Source organism: Bradyrhizobium sp. SZCCHNS30572, from assembly GCF_032484415.1.
Lineage (GTDB): Bacteria > Pseudomonadota > Alphaproteobacteria > Rhizobiales > Xanthobacteraceae > Bradyrhizobium.
The window spans coordinates 719,907-745,088 of sequence record NZ_JAUESY010000001.1 but is presented as its reverse complement, the minus strand read 5'-3'; the positions used below and the strand labels follow the sequence as shown (position 1 = coordinate 745,088).

At 65.4% G+C, this 25,182-nt stretch carries 23 protein-coding genes; 12 read left to right on the top strand and 11 right to left on the bottom strand.

All coding sequences use genetic code 11. The features are described 5' to 3' along the window. Positions 1–460: 460 nt before the first annotated feature. Together QX048_RS03385 and QX048_RS03380 are read right to left on the bottom strand one after the other, a co-directional pair. Positions 461–784 carry a hypothetical protein gene (locus QX048_RS03385; RefSeq protein WP_316171360.1) on the bottom strand — a complete coding sequence of 108 codons (324 nt, stop codon included), beginning with the start codon at positions 782–784 and terminating at the stop codon, positions 461–463. A gap of 108 nt (positions 785–892) precedes the next feature. After that, positions 893–1,438: a hypothetical protein gene (locus QX048_RS03380; RefSeq protein ID WP_316171359.1), complete on the bottom strand. Its 546-nt coding sequence runs from the start codon at positions 1,436–1,438 to the stop codon at positions 893–895. Between the two features lie 283 nt (positions 1,439–1,721). Between QX048_RS03380 and QX048_RS03375 the strand changes: the two genes are divergently transcribed. Further along, the gene (locus tag QX048_RS03375) at positions 1,722–2,543 is read left to right on the top strand and encodes a hypothetical protein (RefSeq protein ID WP_316171358.1); all 822 of its coding nucleotides are present in this window, start codon (positions 1,722–1,724) and stop codon (positions 2,541–2,543) included. Between the two features lie 304 nt (positions 2,544–2,847). On the opposite strand, the gene mutY is transcribed toward QX048_RS03375, so the two are convergent. Continuing rightward, positions 2,848–3,951, bottom strand: coding sequence for an A/G-specific adenine glycosylase (gene mutY / locus QX048_RS03370; protein ID WP_316200697.1), 1,104 nt, complete (start codon positions 3,949–3,951; stop codon positions 2,848–2,850). 125 nt (positions 3,952–4,076) lie between these two features. Between mutY and QX048_RS03365 the strand changes: the two genes are divergently transcribed. The 9 genes from QX048_RS03365 (at position 4,077) to QX048_RS03325 (ending at position 14,396) form a co-directional block, all read left to right on the top strand. After that, a complete protein-coding gene (locus QX048_RS03365; RefSeq protein ID WP_315717265.1) occupies positions 4,077–4,556 on the top strand; it encodes a DUF721 domain-containing protein in 480 nt (159 codons plus the stop codon). A 118-nt stretch (positions 4,557–4,674) separates the two neighbouring features. Beyond that, the gene (locus QX048_RS03360; protein WP_315826975.1) at positions 4,675–5,331 is read left to right on the top strand and encodes a DsbA family protein; all 657 of its coding nucleotides are present in this window, start codon (positions 4,675–4,677) and stop codon (positions 5,329–5,331) included. Positions 5,332–5,574: 243 nt separating this feature from the next. Then, a complete protein-coding gene (gene smc / locus QX048_RS03355) occupies positions 5,575–9,039 on the top strand; it encodes a chromosome segregation protein SMC (protein ID WP_315826976.1) in 3,465 nt (1,154 codons plus the stop codon). A gap of 63 nt (positions 9,040–9,102) precedes the next feature. Then, complete coding sequence (locus tag QX048_RS03350; protein WP_316200698.1) at positions 9,103–10,092, top strand: small ribosomal subunit Rsm22 family protein; 990 nt, start codon at positions 9,103–9,105, stop codon at positions 10,090–10,092. A 144-nt stretch (positions 10,093–10,236) separates the two neighbouring features. Then, positions 10,237–10,665 carry a hypothetical protein gene (locus tag QX048_RS03345; RefSeq protein ID WP_315750410.1) on the top strand — a complete coding sequence of 143 codons (429 nt, stop codon included), beginning with the start codon at positions 10,237–10,239 and terminating at the stop codon, positions 10,663–10,665. 189 nt (positions 10,666–10,854) lie between these two features. Further along, positions 10,855–11,412, top strand: a complete 558-nt coding sequence (locus QX048_RS03340; RefSeq protein ID WP_315717271.1) for a LemA family protein — start codon at positions 10,855–10,857, stop codon at positions 11,410–11,412. A 33-nt stretch (positions 11,413–11,445) separates the two neighbouring features. Beyond that, complete coding sequence (locus QX048_RS03335; RefSeq protein WP_315826978.1) at positions 11,446–12,645, top strand: M48 family metalloprotease; 1,200 nt, start codon at positions 11,446–11,448, stop codon at positions 12,643–12,645. Positions 12,646–12,909: 264 nt separating this feature from the next. Next, positions 12,910–13,671: a hypothetical protein gene (locus QX048_RS03330; protein WP_009025709.1), complete on the top strand. Its 762-nt coding sequence runs from the start codon at positions 12,910–12,912 to the stop codon at positions 13,669–13,671. 56 nt (positions 13,672–13,727) lie between these two features. Then, complete coding sequence (locus QX048_RS03325; RefSeq protein WP_315717273.1) at positions 13,728–14,396, top strand: hypothetical protein; 669 nt, start codon at positions 13,728–13,730, stop codon at positions 14,394–14,396. 16 nt (positions 14,397–14,412) lie between these two features. Here QX048_RS03325 and QX048_RS03320 read toward each other — a convergent pair whose 3' ends face one another. Then, complete coding sequence (locus tag QX048_RS03320) at positions 14,413–14,952, bottom strand: adenine phosphoribosyltransferase (protein ID WP_172133418.1); 540 nt, start codon at positions 14,950–14,952, stop codon at positions 14,413–14,415. Between the two features lie 135 nt (positions 14,953–15,087). Next, positions 15,088–17,250 carry an anthranilate synthase component I gene (locus QX048_RS03315; protein WP_315826979.1) on the bottom strand — a complete coding sequence of 721 codons (2,163 nt, stop codon included), beginning with the start codon at positions 17,248–17,250 and terminating at the stop codon, positions 15,088–15,090. Between the two features lie 972 nt (positions 17,251–18,222). On the opposite strand from QX048_RS03315, the gene QX048_RS03310 reads away from it, so the two are divergent. Then, positions 18,223–19,689, top strand: a complete 1,467-nt coding sequence (locus tag QX048_RS03310; RefSeq protein ID WP_315826980.1) for a tetratricopeptide repeat protein — start codon at positions 18,223–18,225, stop codon at positions 19,687–19,689. A gap of 62 nt (positions 19,690–19,751) precedes the next feature. Here QX048_RS03310 and QX048_RS03305 read toward each other — a convergent pair whose 3' ends face one another. The 3 genes from QX048_RS03305 to QX048_RS03295 form a co-directional block, all read right to left on the bottom strand. Then, positions 19,752–20,588, bottom strand: coding sequence for a DUF3658 domain-containing protein (locus QX048_RS03305; RefSeq protein WP_315750407.1), 837 nt, complete (start codon positions 20,586–20,588; stop codon positions 19,752–19,754). After that, positions 20,585–20,812, bottom strand: coding sequence for a hypothetical protein (locus QX048_RS03300; protein ID WP_315717277.1), 228 nt, complete (start codon positions 20,810–20,812; stop codon positions 20,585–20,587). The genes QX048_RS03305 and QX048_RS03300 overlap by 4 nt, the downstream gene beginning before the upstream one ends. Before the next feature lie 177 nt (positions 20,813–20,989). Further along, the gene (locus tag QX048_RS03295; RefSeq protein WP_315717278.1) at positions 20,990–21,562 is read right to left on the bottom strand and encodes a TetR/AcrR family transcriptional regulator; all 573 of its coding nucleotides are present in this window, start codon (positions 21,560–21,562) and stop codon (positions 20,990–20,992) included. 133 nt (positions 21,563–21,695) lie between these two features. Here QX048_RS03295 and QX048_RS03290 point away from each other — a divergent pair, with 133 nt between their 5' ends. Then, entirely contained in the window at positions 21,696–22,112 is a 417-nt protein-coding gene (locus QX048_RS03290) for a 4-oxalocrotonate tautomerase (protein ID WP_315717279.1), read from the top strand. Between the two features lie 60 nt (positions 22,113–22,172). Here QX048_RS03290 and QX048_RS03285 read toward each other — a convergent pair whose 3' ends face one another. The 3 genes from QX048_RS03285 to QX048_RS03275 all read right to left on the bottom strand — a co-directional run bounded on the left by QX048_RS03285 (position 22,173) and on the right by QX048_RS03275 (position 25,061). Next, positions 22,173–23,225 carry a hypothetical protein gene (locus QX048_RS03285; RefSeq protein WP_315826981.1) on the bottom strand — a complete coding sequence of 351 codons (1,053 nt, stop codon included), beginning with the start codon at positions 23,223–23,225 and terminating at the stop codon, positions 22,173–22,175. A gap of 635 nt (positions 23,226–23,860) precedes the next feature. Continuing rightward, entirely contained in the window at positions 23,861–24,535 is a 675-nt protein-coding gene (locus tag QX048_RS03280) for a dienelactone hydrolase family protein (RefSeq protein ID WP_315717281.1), read from the bottom strand. 193 nt (positions 24,536–24,728) lie between these two features. Then, complete coding sequence (locus QX048_RS03275; RefSeq protein WP_315826982.1) at positions 24,729–25,061, bottom strand: YnfA family protein; 333 nt, start codon at positions 25,059–25,061, stop codon at positions 24,729–24,731. Positions 25,062–25,182: the final 121 nt, after the last annotated feature.

Below are 25,182 nucleotides of genomic sequence, written 5' to 3'. Positions count from 1 at the left end.
GTCACCGGCGGATCATCATCACCGCCCGCTTGGCATCAGCATCGGGATGCCAGGACCACACGATTTCAACGTCCGCGAAAGGCCCCGCACCCGAACCACGACGGCAAGCCGCCGCAGCTCTGCACGAGGCCGGTCGACGTCGCTCGTCCTGACGACGCCGTCGCAGCCACCGCATCCCGCCCCGCGTGTCGTGACGACGCGTACGCCCCTCCTGCCGGGACGGAACGGCATGGATAAGACACCTGATTTGGGGGTGGAGTCAAGAAATATTCTGAAAAACGGAAGTCGAGCCTTGGGACGGGACGAAACGGCATCGGGAATGGCGGGCAAGGTCAGCACATTCTGCGCGTTGATGCGATCAGCACCGACCTGCACGACGCAGCCTCTCGTCGGTGCTGCTCGCTACCGAAGATTTTATGCACGGTCACCGTAATACTGCGTAATCCTGGAGTTGGGAAAGTCAGTCGGGGCCCCCTTGAGTGATCCAATCCTCGATGATCTGGATCTGATCATCCGGTATGAAAGGGCCTCCTTTCGGCATGCGTAACGCAGGACTGTCGATGCCTGTCCGGAGGTCGACCACCAGATTCGCGGCGGCTCCGTTTTGACCGATGACTTCCGGTTGAATGAGATGCTTTCCGTGACCCGATGCCGCGAGAAGGTTCGCCTTGGTGTCCCATTTGAAGGTCGCGCCGTGGCCCTTCAGATGGGCCGGTCTGCCTTTGGCCTGCACCCAGGTCGCCATGCCTTGCTCAAGAATGTCTTTGACTTGTTCAAAGCCCATTTTTGCCTCCTTTCGTCATTTCGAATCGATGACAAACTTCGAAAATATGTGGCTGAGGTTCAGCTTCTTTGGTCGCAGAACGACATTGTCGGCGGCATCCGTCACCGCCTACGTATCGTGACAGCTAAAGCAGTTGACGAAGCTATTCTGCGTGAACGACTCCATGGCCATGCTGGAGAGCCCGTCTTCGCCCGCGACGATTGCGGCGGGATCGTCCGTATCCATACCAGCCGGATTTGCAATCGGCATGTTCGCAGTCAGGAGCTTGGGCTTATCCATCCAGATCGCGCCCACGAGCCGATAATTGCGTCGCGGGTCGTTGGGAGCATTTTGCACGAACAGCGACGTCATGGACTTGTTCAAATCCGCAACATCTCCGTCCTCATCCGTACCCGTTACGACCGATTTCGACCCGGGAAACATCCGATAGACGGACGTTTGGACCGGCTTCCCTCCGCTAAGGAATGTTTGGGAGTTTTCGTCGAACGAAGACGCCATCGCGGCGTCCGACAGGAATCGATTGGCCGCCGACGAGCGCAGAGAAAAATTTCGGCGCTGATCGCGACTATTGGCAGCTTGATTGTTACGCCGATGTGCGGCAATTTTCAATTGTATTTTTAGATGGGGGTCTAAAATGTTTCGTTCCTTAGTCATTACTGCCGTTCTGATGTGTAGCCTTTCAAATTCGGCTCGTAGCGACACGATCCTCTGTCCCCGGCAAAAGGAGCCGACCTGCCAAGACATTCTTCCCGCTCAAGAGATGAACTGCGAACGGTCATTCTGCAATGTCGCCAAAAACTCCGACAACGGCCGTACGTCGTGTCTTTGGACTTGCGCTGCGCGCTTCGATAATTTCAGTATCAACGGTGTCCCTCTTCAATCGCTCCTTGATGCACTGAAGAAGTCGCAGCAACAGCAGTGACGCGGAGCAGACATCATGAAGCGAACGAGCATGACCGCTGTGGTGGCGGCAGCATTGTCCATGAGCTTGGCCGGCTGCGGAACTTACATACCGCAAATGCAGGAGGCTTGGGAAACTTCGCGTACGCCCGTGCTTACCGCAGGCGGCGATCTTGAATTTAAAATTCGCGAGAAAATCTACTGCGATATCGTTCAAGCAGTGCACGACAACGATTCACTGCTGCCTAGTCGATGGGGTGTGCAGACAACGGTGGATCTTCAGGTGGACGAGACCGGCGCCCTGAACCCCGGAATTTCCTTCATCGAACCTCTCGCGGACAGTCAATCACGTTCGCTCGGCCTCGGCGGTACGCTCTCTTCCCAAGGTACGCGCGAAGACAAATTTGGAAACTACTGGAATCTCGACAAGCTTCGGAATTTTCCCGGCGGCACGTGCGCTCAAGACCGTCCATCATTTCACGGTTCGTCCTTCCTCCTCGAGAGCCAATTGGGCATCTCGGAATGGCTGCGCGACCGGCTGCAATCCGAACTAGCGCTCCCGTCCTCGGCATTGCCCAAGGACGCCGGCGACACGTTCAAGCAAGACGTGCTGTCCTATCACGTCAAGTTCGTGGTGATCTCTTCCGGCACGATCAACCCGGTCTGGAAACTCGTCCGGTTTTCCGCCGGCGACGGGTCCACGCTCGGATCTCTGAACCGTACGCGGACCCATGATCTTCTGATCACATTCGGGCCCGCGTTCAAGCCCGGAGGCGCCAACGTCGCGTTGCTCTCGCACCAAGCCCAGGAAATCGGTATCGCGGTCTCGAACGGCAATCGGTCGTTGGCGCCGCGATAGACGCTTTCCAAAGGTGGTCCGAAATCCATCTTCGAAGTCGCACACGCATCACCACAACAACGCGGTCGGCGGACGCGGTAGGCGCTTTTTTCGATCGAGCCGATAGGCTCTTCGGGCCTCTTCGCGCTTTTGAAAGTGGGCTATCAGGAAAGATCGCATTTCGAGCTTTACGATCGTGAGGAAATTGGAGGCTAGGGGGCCCGCACGACAGCTCTGCATGAGCTGTGTGGCGTAGGGCGCGCCTTTGCCCGCCCTACGCCACACAGCTCACGGAGGGCCTTCAGCCTCCATCACACGCGTAGCTTCAATCCCCAAGCCCGTGCGCGACGACCTTGCGCATCACGTTGGGCAGCGCCTCGCCGTCCAGCGTCGCGATCGGGACCCAGCGCATGCCCTCCGGGGCGCGCGTCCGCGCCGGGACCCGCGCGGTGTAGACCACGAGCTCCAGCGGGAAATGCGTGAAGACGTGGGTGACGATTCCGAGCCTGCGGTGCCAACGTTTCACGCCGGCCAGCTCCGGCGCTTGCGCGAGCGCGTCGGCATCGTCCTGGCCGGCGAGCCATTCCGAGCCGGGAACCTCGGTCATGCCGCCGAGCAGGCCCTTTGCGGGGCGCGAGCGCACCAGCAGCTCGTCGCCTCGGACGACGACGAAGGCAGCGCCGCGACGGAGCGTGCCGGTCTTCTTGGCGGCCTTGCGCGGGAACGTCTCCTGGTCGCCGCGCTCGCGTGCGGTGCAGTCCTCGCTCAAGGGACACAGCGCGCAGGCCGGCTTCTTCGGCGTGCAGATGGTGGCGCCGAGATCCATCAGCGCCTGCGCGCTGTCGCCGGCGCGCGACGGCCCGAGCAGGGTCGCTGCCAGCGCCTGGATCTGCGGCTTGGCCTGCGGCATCGCCTCTTCCACCGCGAACAGCCGCGACACCACGCGCTCGATGTTGCCGTCGACCGGCATGGTCAGCCGATCGAACGCGATCGAGGCAATGGCCGCCGCGGTGTACGGACCGATGCCGGGCAGCGCGCGCAGCCCCTGCTCGGTGTCCGGGAACACGCCGCCATGCTCGCGCAGCACGGTGACGGCACAGGCATGCAGGTTGCGCGCCCGCGAATAATAGCCGAGGCCGGCCCACATCCGGAGCACGTCGTCGAGCTCGGCGCTGCCGAGCGCCGAGACGTCCGGCCAGCGCGCCAAAAACTTCTCGAAATACGGCCCGACCGCCTTCACCGTGGTCTGCTGCAGCATGATCTCCGACAGCCAGACGCGATAGGGATCGGAGCGCTGCCCGGCCGGCGCGCGCCACGGCAGCCGCCGGCGGTGGCGGTCGTACCAGGCGAGCAGTTGTGCGGGGCGCTCGGCGGAGCCGCGATTCTCTGGTCGGCTCTTGCGCTTGGAAGGAAGGGCTGATGACACCATTGGCTTAATCTAGTACGTCAGGAGCCATCGTCGCCCGCTGGACCGCCGTCTCGTCTGCGGCATCCACGGCTTTCTTCGAGCCCCGGCGGCTCGGACGGGCGGCAGACCACGAGAAGCCTGCATCGATGGCAAAGCCCGGCCGCCTCACCGCAAAACCGCTGTCGCTCATGATGGGCGACGTGCTGACGGCCGCCTATGCCAAGCAGGGCTTTGCCGCGCGCGAGTTGGTCACGCGCTGGCCGGAGATCGCGGGGCGCGAGATCGCCGAGCACGCCCAGCCGCTGAAGATGCAATGGCCGCGGCCGGTCGAGGGCCAGCCGCAGGAGCCGGCGACGCTGATTTTGCGCGTCGAGGGGCCGATGGCGCTGGAGATCCAGCATTCGTCGGACGTGATCTTGGAGCGGGTCAACCGCTTCTTCGGCTGGCACGCGGTCGGCAAGCTGGCGCTGCGCCAGGGGCCGCTGTTGCGCCCCCCGGTGAAGCGCCGCCCGGTGCCGCCCGATCCGAAGACGGTCGCGAAGGTCGCGCAGACCCTGACCGCGATCGAGGACGACGCCCTGCGCGACGCGCTGGCCCGCCTGGGCGCCGCCATCAAGCGAAATTGACGCTGACGCTTTGATCCCCATTTGCGGCCCGGCATTGCCTCCGGGTGGGTTTCAAGCTAGCGAAAAGCCGAGTTACGAGCGTTTCAGGCGCGAGATGCGCCCATTTCGGAGCAGAGCCTTGATCATCACCCGCCGCGCCTTCACCGCTGCCCTGTCGCTGACCGGCCTCGCCGCTCTGGCCGGCTTCTCCCCGCTGCGGCTGATCTCGGACGCGATGGCGCAGAGCGCCGCCGATGTCGCCAAGCCTCAGTCGTTGCCCGACATGGCGATCGGACCGGCGGACGCTGCGGTGACCATCACCGAATATGCCTCCATGACCTGCCCGCACTGCGCGGCGTTCAACGCCACCGTGTTCCCGAAGCTGAAGGCCGAATACATCGATACCGGCAAGATCCGCTACATCTTCCGCGAGTTCCCGCTCGACATCAAAGCCGCCGCGGGCTCGATGCTGACGCGCTGCATCGCCGATGGCGATGCGCAGAAGTATTTCGCGGTCACCGACATGCTGTTCCGCTCGCAGAACGACTGGGTGGTGAAGAACACGACGGAGACGCTGACGCGGATCGGCAAGCAGGCCGGTCTCAGCCAGCAGCAGGTCGAGGCCTGCCTCAAGGACCAGGCGTTGCTCGACAAGATCGCCGCCGACCAGAAATATGCGAGCGACATTCTTAAAGTCGATTCGACGCCGACCTTCTTCATCAACGGCGAGAAGATCAAGGGCGAGGCTTCGATCGAGGAGTTTCAGAAGAAGATCAACCCGCTTCTGAAGAGCTGATTCGAATCACTGAGTCATCAAAGACACAGCGCGGCCCCTCAATGGGGCCGCTTCTGTTTCGTGGGCCGTTCGCCACGAGAAAGCCTTGGAAAAGCAGGCCCGGCGGGTTGCCCTGGGGACCAGCCCTCGCCATTGTCCCGCCCTCAGAATGAGGCGCCAGGGCGACTCAGTCCACATTGACATTGCCTTCCATGGTATTGTCGGGGCTGGGAGATTCGTCTCCCGCCAACAGAGAATCTGTGCATGAAACTCACGCGTCTTCGTCTTCACGGTTTCAAGACGTTCGTCGAACCGACTGACTTCGTGATCGAACCCGGCCTCACCGGCGTCGTCGGTCCGAACGGTTGCGGCAAGTCGAATCTGGTCGAGGCGCTGCGCTGGGCGATGGGCGAGACCTCGCACAAATCGCTGCGCGCCGCCGACATGGACGCTGTCATTTTCTCCGGCTCGAACACGCGGCCGTCGCGCAACCACGCCGAAGTGGTGATGACGATCGACAACAGCGATCGCACCGCGCCGGCGGCCGTGAACGACCGCGACATTCTCGAGATCTCGCGCCGCATCGAGCGCGAGGCGGGCTCGGTGTATCGCATCAACGGCCGCGATGTGCGCGCCCGCGACGTGCAGATCCTGTTCGCCGACGCCGCCACCGGCGCGCGTTCGCCGGCGCTGGTCCACCAGGGCAAGATCGGCGAGATCATTCAAGCGAAACCTGAGCAGCGCCGCCGCGTGCTGGAAGACGCCGCCGGCGTCGCCGGCCTGCATGCGCGCCGCCACGAGGCCGAGTTGCGGCTGAAGGCGGCGGAGACGAATCTGCTGCGCGTCGAGGACGTCATCGGCCAGCTCTCCGGCCAGATGGAAGGCCTGCGCAAGCAGGCGCGGCAGGCGATCCGCTACCGCGAGGTCGCGGCCAAGGTGCGCAAGGCCGAAGCGACGCTCTATCATCTGCGCTGGATGGGCGCGCATGCCGACCTCAACGACGCCGCGCATGTGCACGATGTCGCCGTGCGCGAGATGGCGGAGCGGACCCGCGAGCAGGCCGAATCGGCCCGCATTCAGGCGATCCGTTCGTCGCATCTGCCGGCGCTGCGCGAGGCGGAAGCCCGCGCCGCCGCGACGATGCAGCGGCTGAAGAATGCCCGCGATCTGCTCGACCGCGAGGAGGTGCGCGCCAAGGAGCGCGTTAGCGAGCTCGATCGCCGCCTGATGCAGCTCACCGCCGACGTCGCGCGCGAGCAGCAGCAGAACCAGGACGCGCAGGTCGCGCTGCAGCGCTTGGAGACCGAAGACGCGGAGCTGAAGGAAGAGATCAAGGCGCGCGTCGAGATGCGCAGCGGCGTCGACGAGCGTGTCGCCGAGGCCGAGGCTGATCTGGCCGAGACCGAGCGCCAGTTCACCGAGCTGACGACACAGCTTGCCGACCTCACCGCGCGCCGCAACCAGCTCGAAGCCAACGTCCGCAGCCATCGCGAGCGTCTCGCCCGCCTCGACCAGGACATCGCCAATGTCCGCGCCGACGAGGAGCGACTGGCGCAGGAGACCGCGCATCTCGGTGATCTCGACACGCTCGCCGCCTCGCTCGAAGCGGCCGAGGAATCCGAGGCGCAGGCCGAGGCCGCGGTGCAGACCAACGAGTCGGCGCAGGCCAATGCGCGGCAGAAGCTCGAAGCCTCGCGCGCCCCGCTCGCCGAGGCCGAGAAGCGGGTGCAGCGGCTGGAGACCGAGGCGCGCACCATCTCCAAGATGGTGAACAGCGAGACCAAGAATCTGTGGCCGCCGATCATCGACGGCGTCACCGTCGCCAAGGGCTATGAGAAGGCGCTCGGCGCCGTGCTCGGCGACGACCTCGATGCGCCGGTCGATGCCTCCGCGCCGATGCACTGGACCGTCGCCGGCGCCGAGGTCACCGATCCCGCGCTGCCCGACGGCGTCGAGCCGCTCGCGGCCTATGTGCAGGCGCCGCCGGAGCTGTCGCGCCGCCTGGCCCAGATCGGCGTGGTGTCGCGCGACCGCGGTGCTCAACTCGTTTCTCAACTCAGGACCGGCCAGCGGCTGGTGTCGCCGGAAGGCGACGTCTGGCGCTGGGACGGCTTCATCGCCGCCGCGCATGCGCCGACCGGCGCGGCCCGGCGCTTGGCCGAGCGTGCCCGCCTGATCGATATCGAGGCCGAGCTCGAGCAGGCGCGCATCGATGCCGCCAACAAGCGCCAGGCGCTGGAGAGCGCCGAGGCCGAGGTGAGGGCCGCGACCGCCGCCGAGAGCGCCGCGCGCGAAGCCTGGCGCGCCGCGCAGCGCGAGGTGAACTCGGCGCGCGAGCGCCACGCCAATGCCGAGCGCGAGATCAATCGCCATTCGGCTCGCAAATCGGCGCTGGTCGAGGCCTCGACCCGCCTCGCCCATGACCGCGCCGAGATCGCCGAGCTGCACCAGAATGCGCTGGAGGCGATCGAGGAGCTGCCGGCGACCACCGAAGCCGATGGCCGGCTGGCGGCCGTGCGCGCCGAGATCGAGGCCAAGCGCCGCGCCGCGGCCCAGGTGCGCGCCGAGGCCCAGGCGCTGGCCCGCGAGGCCGAGCTCGCCGACCGCCGCGTGCAGGCGATCATCAGCGAGCGCAACGACTGGTTCAACCGCATCCGCGGCGCCGGCTCGCAGATCGCCACCATCGAGGCGCGCATCGCCGAGGTGAAGGACGAGCGCGCCGAGCTCGACAACGCGCCGGAGATCTTCGCCGAGAAGCGCAGCGCGCTGATCGACGAGCTCGCCATCGCCGAGGAGGAGCGCCAGGTCGCGGCCGACGCGCTCGCCGAGGCCGAGACTGCGATGGGCGACACCGACCGCGCTGCGAAAGCGTCGCTGGAAGCGCTGTCCAAGTCGCGCGAAGCAGCCGCCCGCGCCGAGGAGCGGCTGGAGAGCGCCAAGCGCCGCGTCGGCGACGTCGAGCGCGAGATCCACGACATGCTCGAATGCGAGCCGCAGGCGGTCGCGGCGATGGCCGAGATCGGTCCGGACACGCAACTGCCGCCGCTGCACGAGATCGAAGAGACCTTGGAGAAGCTGCGCCGCGACCGCGAGCGGCTCGGCGCCGTCAACCTCCGCGCCGAGGAAGAACTCACCGAGGTCGAGGGCTCGCATACCGCGCTGACCACCGAGCGCGACGACCTCGTCGAGGCCATCAAGCGGCTGCGCCAGGGCATCCAGAGCCTCAACAAGGAGGCGCGCGAGCGTCTGCAATCCTCGTTCGAGACCGTCAACGACCACTTCAAGCGGCTGTTCACCGAGCTGTTCGGCGGCGGCGAAGCGGCGCTGCATCTGATCGAGAGCGACGATCCGCTCGAGGCCGGCCTCGAGATCATCGCCAAGCCGCCGGGCAAGAAGCCGCAGACGCTGTCGCTGCTGTCGGGCGGCGAGCAGGCGCTGACGGCGATGGCGCTGATCTTCGCGGTGTTCCTTACCAACCCCTCGCCGATCTGCGTGCTGGACGAGGTCGACGCGCCGCTCGACGACCACAACGTCGAACGCTTCTGCAACCTGCTGCACGAGATGAAGGGCTCGACGGAGACCCGCTTCATCATCATCACCCACAACCCGATCACCATGGCGCGCATGAACCGGCTGTTCGGCGTCACCATGGCCGAGCGCGGCGTGTCGCAGCTCGTCTCGGTCGCGCTCGACGAGGCCGTGAAGATCCTCGACCAGCAGGTGGCGTGATCTTGCTGCGTCATTCCGGATTGCCGCCTGCGCGGCGGCCGGACTGACGCGTGGAGAGGACCGATGATCTCTCCTGATCTGCCCGCCGCGCTGAAGGCGTCCCTCGAAGCCATGCTGCACGGGCAGTCGCGGCAGGATGCAGCCGCCCGGGCGGCCCGCATCTCGGCCGCCTACCGCAGCGGCGGCAATTCCGGAACGATCACGAGCGACGCCGACGCCATTGCCTATGCCACGGTGCGAATGCCGGCGACCTACGCGGCGGTCGTTGCCAGCCTCAATGCCGTGATGCAGGCGAGCCCGGACTTCGCTCCGGCCTCGCTGCTGGATGTCGGTGCCGGACCAGCGACCGCGAGCTTCGCTGCGGCGGAAGCGTTTCCGCTGCTGACCTCGTTCAACGCCGTCGATTCCAATCCAGCGTTGCGCGGGCTGGCGCTGACGCTCGCTGACGACACGATGCGCCTCCGCGACCTCTCTTATGCGCTGGGACCGGCGCGAGCGCTGCTCGATCGTGCCGGAAGGGCCGATCTCGTCATCGCGAGCTACATGATCGGCGAGCTGACGGAGGCCGAACGCTCTGCGACCGTCGATGCGCTGTGGGCCCGGACCGGCGATACGCTGCTGATCGACGAACCCGGCACGCCCGCCGGCTATCAACGCATCATGGCGGCCCGTGACCGCCTGATCGCAGCCGGGGCTCATGTCGCGGCGCCCTGCCCGCACGCAGCGCCGTGTCCCCTCGTGGCACCGGACTGGTGCCACTTCGCGCAGCGGCTGGCGCGGTCGCGGGCACATCGCGAACTGAAAGGGGCTGACGTCCCGTTCGAGGACGAGAAGTTCAGCTTCGTTGCCCTCACCCGCAAGCCAGCAACGCATCGGCCCGCCGCACGCGTGCTCGCGCCGCCGTCGGTCACCAAGGTCGCGACAACCGCGAAGCTGTGTCAGGCGGACGGCGCCGCCGGCGTCATCAGCGTTCCCCGCCGCGACAAGCCCGCCTTTGCCGCCGCCCGCCGGTGGGACTGGGGCGACGGCGTGGAGCCGCCGTCACGGCCGTAGATACCGTCGCGGCCGCAGATGGTTAACGACAGGTCGTGTTTGTCTCTCATTTTCGCGATTTCGCGAAACCCGAGAGAAATCGCTGCTTGCTACGGTGAGCTGCAACAGGCGCTGGATGCGCTGCTCACACGGGAACGCGTTTCGATGTTCAGGACGATGATGATCACCGCCGCGCTGCTGGCTTCGGCAGGAACGGCCCTGGCAAACGGCCACGGTGGTGGATCCTCGGCACCGCCCCCACCGAAACAGGAGGGCCCGCCGGCCAAGGCCATCGTCGGCAAGAACGGTCCCGTCCTGGTCGACCCAAAAGGAATGACACTCTACTATACCGAACGCGACAACACCGGGAACAAGTCGACCTGCGACGGTGCCTGTGCCGAGAAGCGGCCGCCGCTGATCGCCCCCGACAACGCAACCGCCAGCGGCGACTTCACCGTCATCACCCGCAGCGACGGCAAGAAGATGTGGGCCTACCGCTACCGGCCGCTCTACACCTCGCAGCTCGACAGCGTCCCCGGCGATATCAAGGGCAACGACCCCACGCAGCAATGGCGGGTCGCCCGTCCCTATTGAGCCCTGCGCATCGTTGCCTCCGACGCCAATTCGGTCGCCTGGGCGCCCATCGAACGGACCGGCCAGGCTCAAGCGACTTGAACGGGCATCCCCCCTGATGCGACCAATGCACGCCGGTCCACCTGCGGACCGGCGGCGCCGTCGCGTGTCGGCCGCCTCGTTCTCCCGCCCTCTCCCTCGGAGCCCGTCATGTCCGGCTGGATCGTCCTCGGCATCATCGTCATTCTCGTGCTGTTCGCCCTTGGCGCCTACAACCGGCTGGTCGCCCTCAGCCAGCGGGTCGGCCAGGCCTTTGCCGACATCGACGTCCAGCTCAAGCTGCGCCACGACCTGATTCCGAATCTGGTCGAGACCGTGAAGGGCTACGCTGCGCATGAGCGCGGCACCCTCGACGAGGTCATTAAGGCTCGCAATGCGGCGATGTCGGCGCAGGGCCCGGCCCAGGTCTCGGCCGCCGAAGGCCAACTTTCCGGCGCACTCGGTCGCCTGATCGCGCTGTCCGAGGCCTATCCGGACCTCAAGGCCAACGCCAACTTCCAGCAGCTCGCCGGCGAGCTCTCCGACATCGAGAACAAGATCGCCGCCAGCCGCCGCTTCTTCAACAACGCGGTCCAAGAGTATAATACCGGCATCCAGCAGATGCCCGCCGCACTGTTCGCCGGGACCTTCGGCTTCACACGCAAGGAGTTCTTCGATCTCGGCGCCAGCCGGACCGAAGTCGAGGCCGCGCCGAGCGTCAAGTTCTGATCCCGCGCCCTCCGCGCTGAAGGGTCCGACGCCATGGCCGCCTACGGTCTCTACACCCACATCGCATCGAACAAGACCCGTTCGGTGCTGCTGCTCGGCGGCCTGTTCCTGCTGATCTACGTGCTGGTGTTCGCCGGCGCGCTGATCGCGGAGGTCATGATCAACGGCAATGGCAGCGTCGCCTATTACATGAACGCGGCCACCCGCGACCTGATCAGGGCGCTGCCCTGGGCCACGCTGGGCGCGGCGGCCTGGATCGTGATCGCCTATTTCTTCCACCAGAAGATGATCGACGCGGTCACCGGCGGGACCGCGGTGACGCGTCAGGAGCAGCCGCGGCTGTACAATCTGCTCGAAAATCTCTGCATCTCGCGCGGCATCACCATGCCGCAGCTGAAGATCATGGACAGCCCGGCGCTGAACGCCTTCGCGACCGGCCTGAACCCGCGGCAATACGCGGTCACCGTCACGACCGGCCTGCTCGACGCGCTCGATGACCAGGAGATCGAGGCGGTGCTCGGCCACGAGCTGACCCATATCCGCAACGGCGACGTCCAGCTGATGGTCGTGGCCGTCATCATCGCCGGCGTGGTCGGCTTCTTCGGTGAACTGTTCTTCCGCCTGTTCACCAACATGAGCTGGGGCGGCGGCTGGGGTCGCTCGTCGTCGTCGTCCTCCTCGTCCGACTCCGACCGCAAGGGCTCCGGCGGCGGGGCCATCATCGTCGTGATCATCGCGGTGGTGCTGATCGTGGTGGCCTGGCTGCTGTCCCAGGTGGTCAAGCTGGCGCTGTCGCGCACCCGCGAATACCTTGCCGATGCCGGGTCGGTCGAGCTGACCAAGAATCCGGACGCCATGATCACCGCCCTGCGCAAGATCGAAGGGCGCGGCGAACTGCCCGGCGCCACCTCCGCCGTCATGGAATTGTGCGTCGACAATCCGCGCGAGGGCTTTGCCGACCTGTTCGCCACCCATCCCTCGGTCGATGCCCGGGTCCAGGCGCTGATCAGGTTCGCCGGCGGCCATGATCCGGGCCCGATGGCGCTGCCCACGGACGAGGCACAGCCGGACTACACCGGCGCCAACGCGACCGAAAGCGACGCTCCGCCACCGTTGCCGTCCGGTGGTCCCTGGGGCCAGGCCGATGGCCCGGCCCCGCCATCTGGCCAGGGTCAAGCCGCTCCCCAGGGACCGTGGACCACCCCCGCGACCGGTCCCTGGGGCCGGCACTAGTCGCCGCCTTCGCCGCGGAATTCAGCCGCCAATCCCGTGCGACGGGCAATTGTCCTGCCATTCGCTTGCAAGTGCTTCCTCGCCGGCTCGAACGCCCGGGCCGGAATGCCTCCGATTGCTCCAGCCTGTTGCGGCGAAGGCGCAAATTTCCCCGGTCCCGTGCTGCAATGAATTTGAATTCTCCAGCGTTTCTGCCATGTTCGCGCCCAAAGCAGAATGCAATGCGCCGGCCCCCTGGCCGGCCTCAGGGCTGAAGGACTTTCCATGGCGAAACCGGCAGTGGTTGTGGTGGGTGCGGACAAGGGCGGGGTCGGCAAGACCACGGTGTCGCGGACGTTGCTCGATTATTTCAGCGCCAACAACGTCCCCACCCGGGCGTTCGACACCGAGCATCCGCGCGGCACCTTGAAGCGCTTCCACCCGGAGATCACCGAGATCGTCGACATGAATTCGACGCCGGACCAGATGAAGATCTTCGACACCCTGAGCGCGGTGGCGCCGTCGGTGACCGTGATCGACGTCCGCGCCGGCCTGATGTCGCCGACGCTCGCCGCGCTGCGCGACATCGGATTCCTCGACGCCGCCCGCTCCGGCCAGATCACCTTCGCGGTGTTCCACATCCTGGGCTCGTCGATCGCCTCGCTCGACGAGATCGCCGAGACGGCGAGCTACATGATCGGCGCGAAATATTTCCTGGTGAAGAACTTCATCAACAACACCAGCTTCTTCGAGTGGGACCAGTCGACCTACAATTCCTACTTCCACCGCATCAAGGACGCGACCGAGCTGACCATCCCGAAGCTCAACGAAATGGCGTTCGAGCAGGTCGAGGTCGCCTCGGTGCCGTTCCTCAAATTCGTCGCCAACAAGGGTCCCCGCGACGAGGCCGCCAACTACTCCTTCGTGCTGCGCGGCTATGTCCGGCATTGGCTCGCCAACGTCTGGAGCGAGTACGACCGCATCAAGCTGACCGACATCGTCGGCTCGACCAAGGCGGCGGCGCCGCGGCCGGCCGGGGAAAAATAGCAGCTCCGTGAAGGATGGGACTTTATCGCAACCGCATTTGACCTGATATAGGTCGGATGCCCGCGACGCCTGTCTACATCGTCTGCTCGCCCCGGCCGCAATCCGGGAAGACGCTGCTTGCGCGGGTGCTGAGCGAGTTCCTACTGCTGAAGAACGGCCAGGTGCTCGCCTTCGACGTCACCTTGCGCGAGCCGTCGCTGCTCGACTTCCTGCCGCAGATCACGGAGACCGCGACGATCGAGGACACCTACGGCAAGATCCAGCTGATGGACCGGGTGATCCTCAACGACGGCATCCCCAAGGTGATCGACCTCGGCTACTACTCGTTCGACGAGTTCTTCAAGATGTCCGAACAGATCGGCTTTTTGAAGGAGGCCGCGCGGCGGAACGTGGTCCCGATCATTCTGTTCTGCGCCGAAGGCGACCGGGTCTCGATGCGCGCCTACGATGCCCTGCGGCGCCAGATCCCGAAGCCCCAGCTGATCGTGGTCGAAAACGACCACGTCCTTCGCGAGGAGCTCCCCGACCTCTACAGCCGCAGCAAGCATCTGCACATTGCCGCCCTGCCCGCGTTCCTCAGAACCTATATCGAACGTTTTTCGTTCTCCTTCACCGGCTACCTGCGCCAGGAGAAGGACCCCTCCACCGAGCTCTATCAATGGATCCGGCGCAACTACTATGCGCTGCGCGAGATCGAGAACGAGCTTCTGATGCAGCGGTCCTGACGCCGCCGCGCGCTTCTCAGTGCCCTTCGAAGGAGATCAGCGTGCGCACGGGCACGTCGAGCGCGCGCAGCTTGGCGGCGCCGCCGAGATCCGGCAGGTCGATGATGAAGCAGGCCGCCACCACGGTCGCGCCGATCTGGCGCAACAGCTTCACCGCGCCCTCGGCCGTGCCGCCGGTGGCGATGAGGTCGTCGACCAGGATCACGCGCTCGCCGGGCTGCACCGCGTCGACATGCATCTCCATCTCGTCGGTGCCGTATTCCAGCGCATAGGACATGCTGACTGTCTTGTGCGGCAGCTTGCCTTTCTTGCGGATCGGCACGAACCCGGCCGACACCTGATGCGCCACTGCGCCTCCGAGGATGAAGCCGCGGGCCTCGATGCCCGCGACCTTGTCGATCTTGGAGCCGGCCCAGGGATGCACCAATTCGTCGACCGCGCGGCGGAACGCGCGCGCGTCCGCCAGCAGGGTCGTGATGTCCCGGAACAGGATGCCCGGCTTCGGATAGTCCGGAATGGTGCGGACGGTGTTCTTGATGTCCAGATCGAACGTCATCGTGCTCTCATTGCCTCGTTTGGCCGTGACCGCGAGGAATTCATCATTGCGAGCGAAGCGAAGCAATCCAGGGCCGCGAAAACAACTCTGGATCGCTTCGTCGCTCACGCTCCTCGCGATGACGGCAACCACCTCTCACCCCGGCTGATTGAGCCGGAACGCATTCTCCACGATCCTCAAACCCACGGCATCGCCGAGCGACATCAGCGATTCCGGATGGAACTGCACGCCGCCGACCGGCAGCGTCTTGTGCTCGATCGCCATCGCCACGCCGTCCTCGGTTGCCGCCGTGACGGTCAGCACCTCCGGCATGCTGTCGCGCTCGACGAACAGCGAATGATAGCGGCCGATGACGATCTCGTTCGGCAGGCCCTGCATCAGGCGGCCGCCGCGCACCTGGACCCGCGAGGGCCTTCCATGCGCCGGCTGGGCAAGCTGGCCGAGCTGGCCGCCGAAATACTCGCCCATCGCCTGCACGCCGAGGCACACGCCGAAGATCGGCAGCTTCTTCGCGAGCGCAGCGTCGATCGTCGTCGAGATCTTGAAGTCCTCGGGGCGGCCTGGCCCCGGCGACAGCACGATCAGATCCCAGCTTCGTTCGGCGAGCATCTTCAGCGCGTGGACATAACGCACCACGGTGACGTTGGCGCCGACCTGGCGGAAATAGTCGGCCAGCATGTGAACGAAGCTGTCGTCGTGATCGATCAGCAGCACGTTCTTGCCGGAGCCGGTGGCATCCGGCGCGGTCGACGACAGCGGCTTCGGCGGATCGCCGCGCAGCGCCTGGAACAGCGCCGCCGCCTTGACCTGGCACTCACGATCCTCGGCCGCGGGATCGGAATCGAACAAACAGGTGGCGCCGACACGGACCTCGGCGAGCCCGTCCTTCATGCGGATGGTGCGGATCGTCAGGCCGGTGTTGATCGAGCCGTCGAAATTCACCGCGCCGATGGCGCCGGCATACCAGCGCCGCGGCGAGCGCTCATTGTCCTCGACGAACTGCATCGCCCACAGTTTTGGCGCGCCGGTCACGGTCACGGCCCAGGCGTGGGTCAGGAAGGCATCGAGCGCGTCGAAGCCCGGCCGCAGCATGCCCTCGACGTGATCCACCGTGTGGAACAGTTTCGAGTAGGTCTCGATCTGCCGGCGCGCCAGCACCTTGATGGTGCCGGGCACGCAGATGCGCGCCTTGTCGTTGCGGTCGACGTCGGTGCACATGTTGAGCTCGAACTCGTCCTTCTCCGAGTTCAGGAGCTGGCGGATCTGCTCGGCATCGCCGATGGCGTCGCGGCCGCGGGCGATGGTGCCGGAGATCGGACAGGTCTCGACGCGACGGCCGTCGGAGCGGACGAACATCTCGGGTGAGGCCGAGACCAGGAACTCGCCGTCGCCGAGATTCATCAGCGCGCCATAGGGCGACGGATTGATCCGGCAGAGCCGCTGGAACACTTCCGCCGGCGAGCGCTCGCACGGCTCGGCAAAGAGTTGGCCGGGCACCGCCTCGAACAGGTCGCCGCGGGCAAACGCGGCGCGGGCCTTCTCGACCGTCGCCTGGTACTCGCCGGGCGCGTGATCGGCAAACCCCTGGCGCGGCTCCTTGAGATAGATGCTGGCGTCGGTGTCGCGCGACAGGCCTTCCGTCGACTGTCCGTTCCAGGAAAAATCATAAGACAGCACGACGCCGCGGCCGGTGGCGCGGTCGTAGGCCAAGAGGCGATCCGGCACGTAGAGCACGATGTCGCGCTGGTCCTTCTCGCGCGGCCGCTTCTGCTGGAGGTCCTCGATCTGGAACACGAGGTCGTAGGCGAAGGCGCCGAACAGGCCGAGCAGCGGGTCGTCATTGGCCGAGAGCGCCGCGATCATCGCCCGCACCAGCGACATCACGCTGGCGCGCCGCGTGCGCTGGTCCTCCTCGACCGGGGCCGGGCCGCGGACGATGTGTCCAGCGAGCCGCGCCGGCGAAGCTTCGGTGATGACCACACAGGGCTCGCGCAGCGTGTCCTTCAGGAACGCGATCAGCACCTCGCCGCGGCGGTTCAGCGCCTGCAGGGTGAAGTCAGTGCCCTTGGTCTCCAGCACCAGCGGCGGATCGGCGAAGCCGAGGTCGAAACTCTCGTAGCGGCCGGGCACGGTCGTGCCCGAGGACAGCACCACGCCACGGCGGCGGTCGAGCAGGTCGATCAGGTCATCGAGCCGGCTGGCGCCACCGGAAAACTGCTCGACGGCGCGCGTGATCGCGAGCCCGCTGGAGGTGCGGTAGTCGCTGCGGGCCGGAAGGGCGAAAACGGTCCTGTTCATGGGGTCCTCTTGGGCGTCCTCTTACGGAATTTGCCGAGGAAACGCCACACAGGACCAACCGGAAGCCGCCGCTGCGTGGCGGCCCCTCTGCGATCTCATGTCAAACAAATCGCACCGGCCACCTCTTACAAGGTGCGCCACCAGAGACGGGCTGGGCGGACAAGGGTGCTCATGCGGCGGAACTGACCACGGCGGGCAGCCGGGGTCAAGGGCGGCTGGGCCACAAATGGGGGTGGGATGCCTCAGCCGATCAACAGAGGCACCGCGGGCCGGCTGCCCGATACAGCGCCCTCGCCCCTTGTGGGTCCCCTTGTGGGAGAGGGCGTGTGCGGCCCATCCGCTAACGCGGCTGGGTGAGGGGTCTCTCTCCGCAGCGGCGCTTGCAGAGGCATACCCCTCACCCAACCGAGCATGCCGCTCTGTCCTACATGCCCTCTCCCACAAGGGGCGAGGGCGCAATAATGCGCACCGGCGAGCGGAAGGCACTGGCGCCGACGAGAATGACAAAGGAACATGCAGCAGCATTCTCGCGACACATGATGCCCGAGTGATGATCATCAATTCCGCCCTCCAAGTCGAGGGCGCAGGGAAGGCCGGGCATCGGCTGATGCCCGTGGCCCGCCTGCAGCAAAAAAAGCAGGCGGCAGTCACCACAGGTCAGCCGGACGACCGGCCTTCCCTGCGCGATGGTCTGACGGCTTATACGCACTCTCCCCGGGGACCGGGCTGTCTTGCCCCCGTGACCGGCGGATCATCATCACCACCGGCGCGGCCTCAGCGTCGGGAGGCCAGGACCATGCGACTTCACCGTGCGCGCCCGCCGTTCGTCCGCACGACGTCTGCCATGCTGCGACGTGACACGCCCACCGCATCTCCACCCCGCGTGTCGTGACGATCGCGATACGCCCCTCGTGCCGGGTGGGACGGAGATATCAGAGCACGAATTCCGAAAAATAGAAACAGGAATATTTTTTGGCGAAGGACTGGACAGGGCAAATCAGCTTGAGGCGGCTGATGAATTTCGCGGGGCGGCGCATGATCGACCAGCCCGGCACGGAGATCATCGGCAGAGCGAATATCCGAATTGCCGGGCATGCAGTGCCCGGTCTATGCTGCATCGTCTCCCTTGCTGAAGGCATTCGTCCTTTGCGACGCCATCCCCTGGCCTTGCCCGCCATGCTCCTCTTTGCCGCGGCGACGGCACCCGACGCTGTTGCGCAGGGCGAGCCGCCACTGGCCTGGTGCCTGGACCGCCGTTTCCCGGTCGACCAGCGGATCGAGAGCTGCACCTTCGCATTGCAGTCCGATCGATGGTCCGGACAAGATCAGATCCACGGCTATTTCAATCGTGGCAATGCGTACTATGAGAAACAGGAGTACGACCGCGCCATAGCCGATTTCACCGAAGCGATCAGGCTCGATCCCTCCTACCCGGCGGCCCGCAACAATCGTGGGTTCGCCTACGCAGGCAAAGGCGACTACGATCGGGCGATTGCAGATTATGACGAGGCGATCAAGCTCGATTCGAAGAAGCCGCTCTACTACTACAATCGCGGCTTGGCCTACTTCTCGAAAGAAAATTATGATCGGGCGCTCACGGACTTCAATCGAACGTTGGCGCTGGACCCCGAGCAAGCCAAGCCCTACGTTGATCGCGGCGCAGTCCATGTTCTGAGGAACGACTTCGATCGCGGCCTCGCAGATATAGACGAGGCGATCCGACGCGACCCGACTGACGCCACCGCATACACCCTTCGCGCCGCCGTGCATAAACACAAGAAGCAGTTCGACCGCGCCATTGCCGACTACAGCGCTGCGATCAAATTCGGCCTGACGCCCGCGAAAGCCCTTAACGCCCATTTCAACCGAGGGATCGCGTATTTCGAAACAGGTGACATCGATCACGCCATCGCCGATTTCGACGAAACGATCAGGCGCGATCCGGGTCACGTTCTTGCCCATGTCAATCGCGGCATTGCATATGACGATAAGGGCGATCACGACCGTGCCATCATAGATTTCGGCGTGGCGATCAAGCTCGAGCCGCAACACGCGAAAGCATACATGAACCGCGGCGCGGCCTACGACAAGAAAGGCGATCATGACCGCGCCATCGCCGATTTTGACGAGGCTCTGAGGCTGAATGGCGAGCTTGCAGAGGCCTTCAACCGTCGCGGTATCGCCTACGACGACAAAGGGAATCACGACCGGGCCATCGTCGACTTCGATCAGGCCATCAGGCTCGATCCGAGCTATGCCGATGCCTACAACAATCGCGGCCTCGCCTACAAGGAGAAGGCAGACTACGATCGCGCGATCGCCGACTTCGACGCGGCCATCGCCCTGGCGCCGGATTTCTCCGAGGCTCAAGGCAACCGGGATGCGGTTCGCGAGCTGAAGAAGAGCCGCGGGGCTGCAATGCCGGCCCCGGAACGTTAGACGGGTCCGCGGCTGATGCGGACGCGGCGCTGGGTCCGGCCAACCCGGCTATTCCTGACGCGTCATGCGCAGCCGCCCGCTAACCGCAACTCACTGCGATGCATATCGAGCAGGTCGCCACGAGACTCGAGGCGACCTGCTGCTACGAGCGCACGGGCGCGCGCGAACAACTCGATATCGCCCGTCTGCAGCACAATCGTCCCGGTTTCGCAAAGCGCCTCCCCGATAATCCTCGCCGTCTTCTGCCAGTCGGCCGTGGCAAATGACAGCAGCACCGAATCGAAGAACGAGATGGGCGCTGACACCAATTCGCCGTCGCGAATGACGCGCAACGGCGCGTTCTCCGCTTTGAGGCGCGCCCAACGTTCTCGGCAGGCATCACGCCGGCTTGGCGACAGAACGGTCCGCAGATCCCACAGTGCATTGTCGCGAATTGTCTCCGGCGACACTAAACCCAGGCTGACGGCCAGCCGTGGCGCCTTCGGCCCAGTCTCCCCTGCCCGCACGACTGTGTCGGTGAGATCGACGATCTCGATCGGCTCATCGCCGAGCCGCCACAGGAGTTCGAGGAAGCCGGCATATTCCTGGGTCGATCGCCGCGTGAACCAGGCGATCCGTCGGTTGTTGCTCGAGAGCGCCTCGTCCCAGAACGATGTTGCCTGGCCGCCCACCTCTTCCCAGCCTGACACTTGCAATTCCTGGTCCATCCAGGCGGTTCGCAGCTCCGGGTCGGGTGGATTGATCGGACCAAAGCTCAGGCTGTCGGCAAAGCCAATCACGCGGTCGCTGCGCCCAGCCTGCTGGAGCGCAGCGCGCAACGTGCCTGCAGCGGACATGTTGAAGACGACATGAAGGATCGCGTGGGGAATTGTTATCTCCCTTGCCAGACGTGCGTTCACGTGGGGCGAGTCACGATGACGCTTCCCTCGCGCCCCATCGCCGCGCGAGCTTGCTGAAGCGCACCGATGACTCGATCGAGCTCTTCGGCCGCCATGAAGACCTCGATGTCGCCGTCCGTCCTCAACGACAGCGCCAACCCGATGCTATCGCCGACGACGCGAACCAGCACGCATGCGTCGTCGCCGGACGACTTGTCGACGAACGTGATCGGCTCGGTGCTCATGCGGGATCCAGGATCATCTGATAGGCCATGCTAGCAGATATCGAAACGGCGTTGGATTCGACATGCCGCCAAACTGGCGGTGCGCTCCCCTCCCCCTTGCGGACAGGGGAGCTCACTGGCGTTGGGGCGAGCGGCACCTCACAACTTGCGAAGCCGAGCGCTCGCGCGACAGCGGCTCTACAGCAGCGCCAGCGCGGCTTGTTTGAGGTGGGCGGCGATGGCATCGCGGGCTTCGCGTGAGCCGACGCTGCGCGCCATCGTCACCCCTCCCGAGAGGATCGCCATCAGCGACCAGGCCTTTTGCAGCCGAGCTTCATCGGTGCTCCCCTGCAACCCCTTTGCGATCTGCTGCGCGACCCTTTCGAGCGCGGTGCCATAGGCGGCCTTCGTTTCCTCGCTGGCGCGCGTCACGTCCGGCGTCAGGCTCTGCAGTCCGCAGCTCGAGTCCAGGATGCAATGGAGACGTTCTCCGAGATAGAATGCGATGAACGCCTCGGCCCAGCGCGCTCCCATCTGCTGCTGAAGACTCGCAATGCCCGTCCTGAGATCGTCCAGCCCGGCCAACGCGGCGGCTTCGAACGCGGCGTCCTTCGACTTGAAGTGACCGTAGAACGCGCCGGACGTGACCCCGGCTTCCTTGGCGAGGCCGTCGACGCCGATGCCGCCATAGCCAAGCCGGCGAAAGCCGCGCCCCGCGGCCTCCAACAACTTCGTCTTTGCTTCCTGCTTATGCTCGGCGTGGTACCGCATCTGGCGCCTTCCATAGCGATCGTTATTTCATGCTTGACTGATAACGATCGTTATTCTATTGGTGGATCACGGTCGTTATATAATGACCGCCGTTCCCCGGGACAACCGCCCTAGGGCGAGCACAGGAGGAGTCATGCCGATCAGTCTCACACTCACCGAAGGCGTCATCGCTGCCGACCAGGCGCCGATCGCCGTTGCGCGGATCACGGAATCGTTCCTGAGACACCATGGTCTGGCGGGCAACAGGATCATGGGGGCGAACGTCACGGCCCATCTGAACATCCTGCCGAAGGGCCATACCTTCGCCGGCGGCACGCCGGTCGATGGCGCCTGGATCGAGACCAAGACGCCGTCATTCGCGCTCGCCAGTCACGAGGTCCAGACGGCGTTCTTCGGCGAAGCCACCGACATTCTGCATGACCTCTCCGGCGGGGCGCTTGCCAGGGACCGGATCTGGTCCAACGGCGTCCACGCCGTCGACGGCACCTGGAATCTCGACGGCAGGCCGATGACCAACGACGCGCTCGTGGGGGCCATCACCGCAGGCTGACCACGGTCATCACGGCCGCTACCGCATTGGGCGGCGGCGGCCGTGATGAATGCCGACCGCTCACGTCCCCGGCTTCACCAGCCCCAGCTCGGCGAACTTCATCTCCGTCGCCACCACCGCGTTCTCATACACCTCGCCGCGCTCGACGAAGTAGTTGAAGTAGCCGGCCGGCGTCTCCGGCTGGATCTCGACCAGCTCCACGGTCTTGTATTTCGGATCGGTGATCACGCCGCTCGCGATCAGATCGTTGATGCGCTTGAGCGCGTCGACCTCGGCCTTGTAGCCGACCGAGAACCACATCTCGGTGGTCCAGTCCTGCACCTCGAACCAGTTGGCGGGCGCCTGGCCCTGCCACCCCTGGGCGAGCGGGCGGACGGCGAAGACGCGGTCGAAACCGTGCAGCTCGGAAATGATGCTGGCACGGTGATAGGCACCGTCCATCTGTCCCTGCGGCAGCTTGGTGAAGCCATAGAGCGACAGCCAAAGCGCGGCCTTGACCGCCTCCGGCGTGATCGGGCGGATGGCGCGCTCGGCCAGCACCTCGGAGGCGTAGCGCAGGTCGCGCTTGGCCGCCGATTGCCGCGCCTTGACGGCATGGGCGTTGGGAACCGACTTCTCCGCCGGCAGCAGCGCCCGCGCCGCCTCGTTGCCGTAGAGATAGCCGGTGCCGGTCTCGGGATCATAGGTGTTGAACACGACGCCGACCGGCGTGGCGTTGAGCGTCTCCGCCGCGTGCGCGAAGTCGGCCTCGCTCCGCACCGGGACATATTGCTGCGCTGGCCACAGCCGGTCGGCGAGGGCGTTGAACGGGCCGTCACGCCAATCCGGCCAGGAGACGAAGCGCGCCAGCGCCTCGGCATAGGCGGGACGAAACACCCCGGGATAGCCGAACATCACCGTGCGCAACTGCGACGCCGGATCCCGGTGGCGGTCGGAGGACATCAGTTCGTTGCGCAGATCGAGACCCTGAAGCCACGCCGACAGCACCAGGATCTGGCCGGACGTCGCGGTGACGAGATCCGGCGTGACGCCCCAGGCGCGGGCAGTGTCGAGGAAGCCGGCGCCATGGGCGTTCAAGCCGCCCAGCCCGGCCAGCGCAAAGGCCACTCGCACGGCTTTCTCCATCAGCAGAGGGACCGAAGAACGCTACCCCAGATTGTTTCGGCGATGCAACCGGCGGCGAGCCGCAGCGAATTCGAACATCGCACGAAGCGACGCGCTTCGAACATGATCAATGCTCAGATCTCCGCGGGATCCCGGTGATTCGCCAAAACGTGACGGCGCCAAGCGACGAAAAGCTGCAGCCGGCGGCTGTGTGGCGCCTCACAACCTCATGTTGCGCGCGTGCACGCCGCCTCGGGTATCGACCCATGATTGTCGCAACCCAAAAAAGTTACATAACTTGCCTGTGCGCGAGGGCAACACTGTTGTCAATCTGCAATAGTGTGGCAATGATTGGTTAACCATATTGAATTACCTTGGTTAACATGGCCCGCGGCAAACAGCCCTCAGTGTCGCATGCGCTCCCGAAGCAGCCGACGCTGCTCGATTGCTTCCTCGAAGCGCAGGCAAAGCGGACGAAGCGTCGACGGCGCTCCGCCGACGCAGTGACCAGCGCCGACCCCTTGGCTCCTTCAGACGACGCTCCGACTCTTGGTGAGGCCGAAGCGCCCTCGGCCGAAACCAAGGCCGCCCGTGCGGTTTGAGTCCGCACGGCGCGGTTTGGAACCGACGCGCCGACCCTCAGCTCAGCCGAGGTGCTTGTGGAAAAACGCCGTGGCGCGGCCCCAGGCGAGTTCGGCGGCCCTGCGATCGTGCACGGTCATGCGCTGCTCGTTCACGAAGGCATGCTCGGCATCGTAGCGATAGAGCTCGAGCGACTTGCCGGCGGCCTTCATCGCCTTCTCGAAGCCGTCCACCAGCGCCGGCGTGCACCAATCATCCTTGTTGGCAAAGTGGGCCTGCAGCGGGATCTTGACGTCGGCCGGCTTCGCCGCCTGCTCCGGCGGAATGCCGTAGAACACGACGCCGGCGGCGAGCTCGTCGATCTTGGTCGCGCCGATGATCGTCACCGCGCCGCCGAGGCAGAAGCCGGTGAGGCCGACCTTGGCGCCGTTGCGCGCCAGATATTGCGCGGCCCCGCGCACGGTCTGCGTGGTCGCGTCCATGAAGTCGAGCGAGTTCATCTCCCGGCCCGCCGCATCCGTATCGTGATAGGGCACCACCGTGCCCTTGTAGAGATCGGGCGCCAGCGCGTTGAAGCCGGCGAGCGCGAAACGATCGCACATCCCCTTGATCTGGTCCTGAAGGCCCCACCATTCCTGGATGACGACGACGCCCGGCGCATCGGCCTGCGCGGCCTTGGCGAGATAGCCCTTGGCCTCCTGGCCATCGGGGCGCTTGAAGCTGATCAGTGTGCCCATGTGTTCCTCCGCAGGTTTTGTTGGAAGCTGAGGAGCGGGGTTTACCGCAAATGCGCGTCCGGCGCGACGGGAGGCGATCGGGTTCGCTGCAACGTGAGAGGATTCGTAGCCCGGATGAGCGCAGCGACATCCGGGGTCCTCGCCGGCACTGCTGCGATCCGGGGTGTCGCTCCGCTCATCCGGGCTACGGGCGCTAAACCGGCATCGCGCGCGGCGCGAACAGGATCACGGCCATGCCGGCGAGGCAGATCAGGACGCCGGCGGCGTCCCACGGATCGGGGCGATGGCCCTCGACCAGCCAGCCCCATAGCAGCGCCGCGGTGATATAGATGCCGCCATAGGCGGCGTAGGCGCGGCCGGCGAGCGGGCTGTCTGCCACGGTGAGAAGCGTCGCGAAGCCGGCGAGCGCGGCCATGCCGGGCAACAGCCATAGCGACGACTGCCCGAGCCGCAGCCAAGCCCAGAACGCGAAGCAGCCGCCGATCTCCAGCACGGCGGCGCCGCCGAAGGCGAGAAGTGACGGCATGGGCGAACTCCGTTTTCCCGGCTGCGCCGCGGACAAAGCCTCCCCTGGCCCGAGCCCAACTAACACAGGGACAACAAAAAAGCCCCCGGAGGGGCTTTTCGTTTTCATCAGACGTTTCCGA

Bases quoted from the DNA above. Each gene is read 5' to 3' on its own strand.
- QX048_RS03385 (WP_316171360.1), bottom strand. From the start codon at position 784: ATGGGCTTTGAACAAGTCAAAGACATTCTTGAGCAAGGCATGGCGACC.
- QX048_RS03380 (WP_316171359.1), bottom strand. From the start codon at position 1,438: ATGACTAAGGAACGAAACATTTTAGACCCCCATCTAAAAATACAATTG.
- QX048_RS03375 (WP_316171358.1), top strand. From the start codon at position 1,722: ATGAAGCGAACGAGCATGACCGCTGTGGTGGCGGCAGCATTGTCCATG.
- mutY (WP_316200697.1), bottom strand. From the start codon at position 3,951: ATGGTGTCATCAGCCCTTCCTTCCAAGCGCAAGAGCCGACCAGAGAAT.
- QX048_RS03365 (WP_315717265.1), top strand. From the start codon at position 4,077: ATGGCAAAGCCCGGCCGCCTCACCGCAAAACCGCTGTCGCTCATGATG.
- smc (WP_315826976.1), top strand. From the start codon at position 5,575: ATGAAACTCACGCGTCTTCGTCTTCACGGTTTCAAGACGTTCGTCGAA.
- QX048_RS03350 (WP_316200698.1), top strand. From the start codon at position 9,103: ATGATCTCTCCTGATCTGCCCGCCGCGCTGAAGGCGTCCCTCGAAGCC.
- QX048_RS03345 (WP_315750410.1), top strand. From the start codon at position 10,237: ATGTTCAGGACGATGATGATCACCGCCGCGCTGCTGGCTTCGGCAGGA.
- QX048_RS03340 (WP_315717271.1), top strand. From the start codon at position 10,855: ATGTCCGGCTGGATCGTCCTCGGCATCATCGTCATTCTCGTGCTGTTC.
- QX048_RS03335 (WP_315826978.1), top strand. From the start codon at position 11,446: ATGGCCGCCTACGGTCTCTACACCCACATCGCATCGAACAAGACCCGT.
- QX048_RS03330 (WP_009025709.1), top strand. From the start codon at position 12,910: ATGGCGAAACCGGCAGTGGTTGTGGTGGGTGCGGACAAGGGCGGGGTC.
- QX048_RS03325 (WP_315717273.1), top strand. From the start codon at position 13,728: ATGCCCGCGACGCCTGTCTACATCGTCTGCTCGCCCCGGCCGCAATCC.
- QX048_RS03320 (WP_172133418.1), bottom strand. From the start codon at position 14,952: ATGACGTTCGATCTGGACATCAAGAACACCGTCCGCACCATTCCGGAC.
- QX048_RS03315 (WP_315826979.1), bottom strand. From the start codon at position 17,250: ATGAACAGGACCGTTTTCGCCCTTCCGGCCCGCAGCGACTACCGCACC.
- QX048_RS03300 (WP_315717277.1), bottom strand. From the start codon at position 20,812: ATGAGCACCGAGCCGATCACGTTCGTCGACAAGTCGTCCGGCGACGAC.
- QX048_RS03295 (WP_315717278.1), bottom strand. From the start codon at position 21,562: ATGCGGTACCACGCCGAGCATAAGCAGGAAGCAAAGACGAAGTTGTTG.
- QX048_RS03290 (WP_315717279.1), top strand. From the start codon at position 21,696: ATGCCGATCAGTCTCACACTCACCGAAGGCGTCATCGCTGCCGACCAG.
- QX048_RS03280 (WP_315717281.1), bottom strand. From the start codon at position 24,535: ATGGGCACACTGATCAGCTTCAAGCGCCCCGATGGCCAGGAGGCCAAG.
- QX048_RS03275 (WP_315826982.1), bottom strand. From the start codon at position 25,061: ATGCCGTCACTTCTCGCCTTCGGCGGCGCCGCCGTGCTGGAGATCGGC.